Raw genomic sequence first — 6,533 nt, forward strand, 5'->3', positions numbered from 1 at the left:
ACATATCCTGACAGTCCAGCCCCATTCTGAAATTTTCCGGCAATGAGAACGGTTTTGGTCATGCCGCTACCTCCTCTGCATGGGGCTGCTGCGCATGCATCCAGTCGGCCGCCTGCTGCGCCTTGCTGGCGGCGGTGAAGATGGCCTTGGGGTCGTCTTTTAGGACCTTGAGCCACGAGGCAATATAGGCGGCATGATCGGGGCGCGGATGGTGGGCGATCCCGAGGTCTGCCAAGACGAGCCCGCTGAGAATTTCCACACAGCATTCTTCGGCGGCATAGGCGGCCGAACCAAAGCGACCGGAAAGATCGCGGTCGAGCCTGTGCTTTGCGCCACTGGCGTGACCGTTCTCGTGTAGCCAGACACCGTAGAATGACGCGGCATCGCGAAACGAAGTGAACTGCGGCATGAACACGGTGTCGGCCGACGGGCGGTAATAGGCTTCCGATCCACCGAACTCCGTCTTGACGCCCAAGTTTGTGATGAACGCTTCCGCATGGGCAAGGCGTTCAGCCTCGGGCAGCACAGGGGTCGCCGGGCGCTCGTACCCGTCCACCTGAGCGATATTGAAGACAGAAAATGCGCGGGCGAACATCCGTCGATGCCCGTCATCATCGTCATCGTCGTCGGCCTGCTGGGAAACCTTGATCTCCCTCCACAAGACGACCGTGGTGGAGCGTTCTCCTTTACGCACCTGCGCGCCAGCATCCTGCCATTGCTTGTACGTTCCCCAGATACCGTCGCCATATCCGGCGGCAAAGCCCGTGGCCCAGAGCGCCAACGTGTTTATGCCGCGATAGCGCTTGCCGGATGAAACGTTGGTCGGACGCGCTATGCTGCTCCCGTTGTGGAACCAGGGCGCACGCCAGTCGCCGGCGCCGGCCTCGATGGCGGCGATGATCTCGGTGGTGATACGATTATAAACATCGGCGCGCCCGGCCGATGAGGAAGATCGGGACATGACAGGTCTCCAGGACGGGCGGAGCAGGCCTCTCCCGCTCTCCTCATCCCGTCACTCACCCCGATCCCAAGCTTCCTCTCCCTTTACCGCCGCCCGAACGGGCGGCGTCGCGCCCTCGGGCGCGATCCGGGCCAGCACACCCTCGATCCGGTCAACCTCCTGCTGGAGCGCGGTCCGCTGCAATCCGGGCAACCGCTTCTCGCGCAGCAACATGCGTGCCTCATCGGCACTCCGCTCCCAGACGGGCCTGTGATGTTCCGCGATGCAGGCGTTCGGGCAGCGGGTCGGTTCACAAAGTGCTGTCAATGGGCGGTCTGCCGCGGCATCTGTCACGCGCTTGAGGCACAGGGCGGTTGCCGGATCGAAGAAGCAATCGGCAAGCGGTCCGACATGCAGGGTGCGGGCCAGACTGGCGAGCATGGTGCGCAGACGAGACCGGTCGGCGATCATCGGCGGCAATGGCCCAAGCTCGGTGGCTGTCTCGTCGAGGGTACGCGCGACACGAGGACCGGCCGGCCCACCAAGGTCGGCCCCGCCGCGCCGCCTGTCGAAATACTCGAGCAGATCATCGATCTGGCCGAGCCGACGTTGCGCCTCGACCTCGGCGCGGAAACCCGAGGCGCTGCTACCCGCGTAGCCTTCGAACGCGGCGACGGATGCATGCTTGTACTGGATCATGCCGGCCACCGTTCCGAAAGGACGGTTTGCGATGTGCCATGCGATCGTGCGACGAAACTGGCGGGTCGTGATCCGCCAGGGCTTGCCGTCCGGCCCGGGCGGTATGGCGGGCGCCTCTTCCGTCCCGAACAGCCTGTTCAGGTGGTCACGATAGGCGTTGATCTGGCGCACGATCTCGGCGGAGACGTGCGGTTTGCTACTTCGCGTCACTGACAGCACAGGCCAGAGCGTATCGAGACCATGGGCAACAGCCGCGCGCCGGGTCAACTGTTCGAGCACCCCGATCGCATCGGCGACGGGCTCGATGGTCACCCACTCTGCCGGCGCTCCCCGGGCCCCCTTTCCCTTGTAGGCGGTGGAACGGACGCGGTGTCGTGACACGGTGCCGTCCTCGCTGCGCGCAAGCGTCAGGCATCCCCGGCGCATCGCCTGCACCTCACAATCGCGCATACCGGTCAGATAGGCGCAGACCACATAAGCCGCTGCCTGCAGCATGCGCTCTTCCAGGACGAGGGATTTGGCATCGAAGCGGAGCCGCCATGGCCGGCCGAGATCGGCATCGACCGAGATCGGCGTATCCATGCCGCCGGGTTCGATCCCGATATCCGCGATGGCGGCAGCGATGAGATCGGACGCGCCGCCGGCGAGAGCGAGATGCATCGCCGGCTCCCTGGCGGCATCGACCCCTACGTGAAGATGCAGAAGCTGCACGTTGACGACGGGCAGAAGCTCCCCGCTTACCGGATCGACGGATGCGGAACCGTTGGGCGGGCTTGCCCAGACCGGCACGCCCCGACCCTGCCGCGCGCGGGACCGGAAATAGCGCGCCAGTCGCTGCCGTTGCCGGCGGCGGCGCTCCGCATGCGGCAATCCCTGTTCCGCAACGAAAAGCCGGTCGCGGCGCGCTTCGAGCCGGGAAAGCTCACGCCGGGCGGCGAGAATGTCCCCTGCGAATACCGTGATGTAGCGCAGCGACCATGCCAGAAGCGGCGCAATGATCGGCTCGGGGATGCGCGGGGTCCGGTTCTCGGGAACATGACGATAGCCCGCGACGCGTGCGGGTGGCCGTCCGTCCCACGGTTCGAACGACAAGCCGCCGGCGGGAAGGTGCTCACGGTAGAGATAGAAGTCGATGACGATCTCGAGAAGCTGCCCGACAATGACGGGCCGCCTTGCCGGGTCCTCTCGGAGATGCCGCGCATAGGCGTCGATCAGCGGAGGATCAATGCGGGCAAGGTCCAGCGCGCCCAATCGTTCGCGGACGAAGGCGAAGAAGCGCCGCGCCCGGTTGAACGCCTGCCGCACACAGCTGGGCGGCAGCTTCGGACGATGGCCGGGAAGGTCGACATTGAGACGCGCATAGAGATAGGCGCGCATCATTGCCTGCACATCGGCATCTTCCAGCACGTCGAAATGCACGGTGACGTGGCAGCGCCGGGCGTTCTCGCGGAAGACGGCCGGACCCAGATCCCAGCTTGGATCGCCGACGCGCGACAGGTCCTCGCGGGCATGGCCCGGCTTGAGCGGCGCGCACGCCAGCACGGGCCGATCGTCGAACGCGGGAGCGCGAGCAAGGGCGGGCGCGGTCATGCGCGCGCCTCGGGAGGCAGATAGAGGCGCTCCTCCCCGGCGCGTAACCGCGCTTCGGCGACAACGGCATCGGAAAACGCGGGCAAGATCTGATGGACGATCCGGGCATGAACCTGCCCGAACTTGACCATCCAGTCGGGACCGGGAAGCCCCTGCCGCTGGTCTTCGACGAAGGACAGGAAGGCCATGATCGCGGGGAGCTTGCGGGCGGTGATGACGGCGTTGGGGCAATGGAGGCATCCCCAGAACGGCTGTTGGCATGGCGAGCCGGCCTCGGCGAAGGGGCTGCTATGGAACCCCGCGCAGGCGGCGAGCCAGAGATCCTGCTCCCCATCGAGAATGGAACCGACCGCATCCGGCGGCATCAGCGGCCCGGCCTGTTCGGGCGCTTCGCGCAGCGTCTTCTCGGCTGCTGGCGCGAGGATGGTCGGCATCGCGGCGACAACAGCGTCGCGGAAGGCATCGGCGACGGTGGCCTCGTGCAGGGGCCGCAGCGATGGCAGATCGGCGTAGTGGCGCGCCGCGACCTCGGGCGTGTGGCCGACCGCGAAGCGGGCGATGTACCCCTCAGTTTTGGTGTACCACAGCGCCTTGTGGGTTTTGCGAAGCCGGGACAGCAGAAGATGGAGCGGCTTGCCGTCCTCATCGACAATCCGGTGCCGTGCCACCCAGGCGTCGAGGCGTTCGCGCGGATGACGGATGCCGGCATGGAGACCGCCGACGCTGTGGTAAACCCAGAGACAATCGGTGGGCAGATGCTGACGGGCGACGGTCGTGATCTCGATCAGCCGGCGGAGAAGGCCACCCGGCGTGCCGAGGCCGCCGTCGCGCACGCGCATGCTCTTGTGCCCGGCGGCGCCGGCGCGTCGCTTCAGGTATCGCAGTTCGACGGTTCCGGCGGAGGGATTGGCCAGGCAATCGACCGTCAGCGCCTTCAGGCATTCCGGCTCGAGGCCGGTATCGAGAGCAAGCAGCACGAGCAATGGCGGCAGATCGGTGACGTGCAGATGATGCCGACGATGCAGGTCGTCGATCAGCGTGCTGATCGGCAAACCGCGCCGCAAGCGCATGAAATAGAGACGGCGCAACTCGACGCTCTCGGTCCGAACGGCTCCATCGCGCGCGATGAGAGCTTCGACATCGGCCCGCGCTCCGGCAATGACCGGATCGCCCTCATCGGTCCGATCCTCGGTGCCGATCCGGCGGAATATCGCTTCCACGTCCGTACGGGCCGCGTCGCGCAGCGCACGGGCGACGAAGGGGCTGTAGGCATCACGCGGGGTCGAGCGTTCCGCCGAGGTCGCCATTGTATAGCGCAACCGCTCATGGAGGTCGGGCGTGATACTGTCGGGCCGATCCGCCTCTATCGCACGCAGCGTATTGACGATCTTGCTGACCGTCACATGCCGGTAGATCGCGCCCATTCCCCCGCGTTCGAGTGCCGATGCGAAACCCTCGACATGGGCTGCGCGCATGTCTTCGGGCCCGTCCACTTCCCCCGCCTCATCGGAAAGCCAGGTGAAGAAACGGCGATAGGAGTTTACATACTGTTTGATGACGCTGGCCGCACCGATCGGGCCGCCGAGCGCGGCCGACCGGCGCAACGCGCTGGCAAAGGCGATAGCGAGCGGACGAGGATCGAGATTGGTCATGTCAACCAGGACGGTCCCGCCATGCCGCGCCTCGATGACGAACCTGAGGCCGAGCACCGGATCGGGCTTGGCTCGCTCCGGCGTGACGCGCGCGAAAGCAACGGGCCTGCCCTTGCGGGGACGCCCGCTCATGCGCCCTGCGGTCCCGGCAGCAGTGCCAGCAACTTCTCGACCGCCGAATCCACCGTATCGGCGCGGGTCGCGATATGGTCGAGATAGATATAGGTGGTGGCGAGGCTCGCGTGGCCGAGCAGGCGTTGCACCTGCTGCAGCGGGTCGCCCAGGATCAGCCGGTAGCTCTCCATCGGCCCCGCCGGCAATGCGGCTTCGCGCAGACGCTCCTGGATCAGCAAAGCGAGCATATGGACCGCGAAGGTGTGGCGCAGCTGGTGCGGGCTGATCGACAACGAGAAACCATAGTCTCTACAGCGCTTGCAGGCGCGGGCGAAGATCACCTCCCAGGAATTGGGTCGAACGGGCTGTCCGACCTCGGTCAGCCATAGCGCCGCGGGCTCGCGCGGCGTTCCGTTCTCGTTGCACAGGATCAGACGGCATCGTTCCTCTGGCGTGCAGACATCGCGCATGCGGTCGAGACCGGCGTCGGTGATATGGATCGGCCGGTCAAAGCGCGCCGCGCCATTGCGCGCGACGAATTTGGCCGCGCCTGCCGCGCGCTCGACATCGATATAGGCCGCGATCTGACGAAGCAGCCGGCGTGGGACCAGAACACTTCGTCCGCGATCGCCCTTGGTGAGCGGCGGCGGCAGGCGCAACCAGAGCTGCCGGTTCTCATCGCCGTCCGGAACAATGACCGCGAGATCACCGGAGAGCAGACCTGAGGCTTCTTCCAGTCGCAAACCTGTCGTGACGAGCAGATCGGCGAAGAGCGCGTTGCGCAATCCGTTCCGATCACGTGCGCCGGGGCGTTCGCTGCCGTCAGGCGCGAGGCCGCGCAGACCGACCTCGCGGAAGATGCGGTAGTCGTCCATCGTGACGAACCGGACATCCGACCGCTTCGCAACACGTTCATAGGCGTCGTTGCGCGCGGCGATCATTCCGCGACGTCCACCCTGCGCCGGTCGCCACACGGCACGACGGTTGAACGGTGCCTCGGCGATCAGCCCTTGCCGCTCGCCCCAGCGATAGAGGCGATCAAGGCTGGCGACGGCCCTGTTCCAGCTTGCCGCCGTGATCCGCTGACCAGCATCGCCGCGCCGACGCGCACGATGATAAGCCTCGACATCGTCGCGGGTCGCAGCCCATACGGTCTTGCCGCAAGCATCGAGAAAGCGAAGCCAGACTGTCACATCATAGGCCTGGGCGCGAAGCGAATGCCGCGATCGAATCCCCGATAGCGGCAGGTCGAGAAAGAAGCGATCCAGATCGGGGTCGTAGAGCGCGTCGCCGCGCAGGATCAACGGCACATGCGCGGCGAGACCCCCGGCCTCGCGACGCTCGCAAACAGAAATAATCGACACCAGCGCAAAACCCTCCCCATGCCCCCACCCGGCGCACGCTTCGGCCCGGCAGTTCTCAGGCTGGCCGCCGCCAGCTCTTTGGTAAGCGCGGCGGCCAGCCTGAAAACTGCCTACCGTCAACGCCTGTCACCCATCCTACGGCAAGGTGGCATGCGGTGCAGACTGTCAAGATAA

At 66.0% G+C, this 6,533-nt stretch carries 4 protein-coding genes; all 4 read right to left on the reverse strand.

Annotated elements, in window-relative coordinates; all coding sequences use genetic code 11:
* Positions 1-58 precede the first annotated feature (58 nt).
* Genes I6N89_RS25050 through I6N89_RS25065 form a run of 4 tightly spaced genes read right to left on the reverse strand, consistent with a single transcriptional unit; the run spans position 59 to position 6,359 of the window.
* Positions 59-961, reverse strand: a complete 903-nt coding sequence (locus tag I6N89_RS25050) for an ArdC family protein (RefSeq protein ID WP_028093970.1) — start codon at positions 959-961, stop codon at positions 59-61.
* A 51-nt stretch (positions 962-1,012) separates the two neighbouring features.
* A complete protein-coding gene (locus I6N89_RS25055) occupies positions 1,013-3,229 on the reverse strand; it encodes an integrase (protein WP_028093971.1) in 2,217 nt (738 codons plus the stop codon).
* Positions 3,226-5,013 (reverse strand): hypothetical protein, encoded by a 1,788-nt coding sequence (locus tag I6N89_RS25060; RefSeq protein ID WP_028093972.1) that lies wholly within the window; start codon positions 5,011-5,013, stop codon positions 3,226-3,228. The genes I6N89_RS25055 and I6N89_RS25060 overlap by 4 nt, the downstream gene beginning before the upstream one ends.
* Positions 5,010-6,359 (reverse strand): tyrosine-type recombinase/integrase, encoded by a 1,350-nt coding sequence (locus I6N89_RS25065; protein ID WP_028093973.1) that lies wholly within the window; start codon positions 6,357-6,359, stop codon positions 5,010-5,012. The genes I6N89_RS25060 and I6N89_RS25065 overlap by 4 nt, the downstream gene beginning before the upstream one ends.
* Between the last annotated feature and the right edge of the window lie 174 nt (positions 6,360-6,533).

The sequence above is a fragment of the Salipiger abyssi genome, from assembly GCF_017311415.1.
GTDB classification, from domain to species: domain Bacteria; phylum Pseudomonadota; class Alphaproteobacteria; order Rhodobacterales; family Rhodobacteraceae; genus Salipiger; species Salipiger abyssi_A.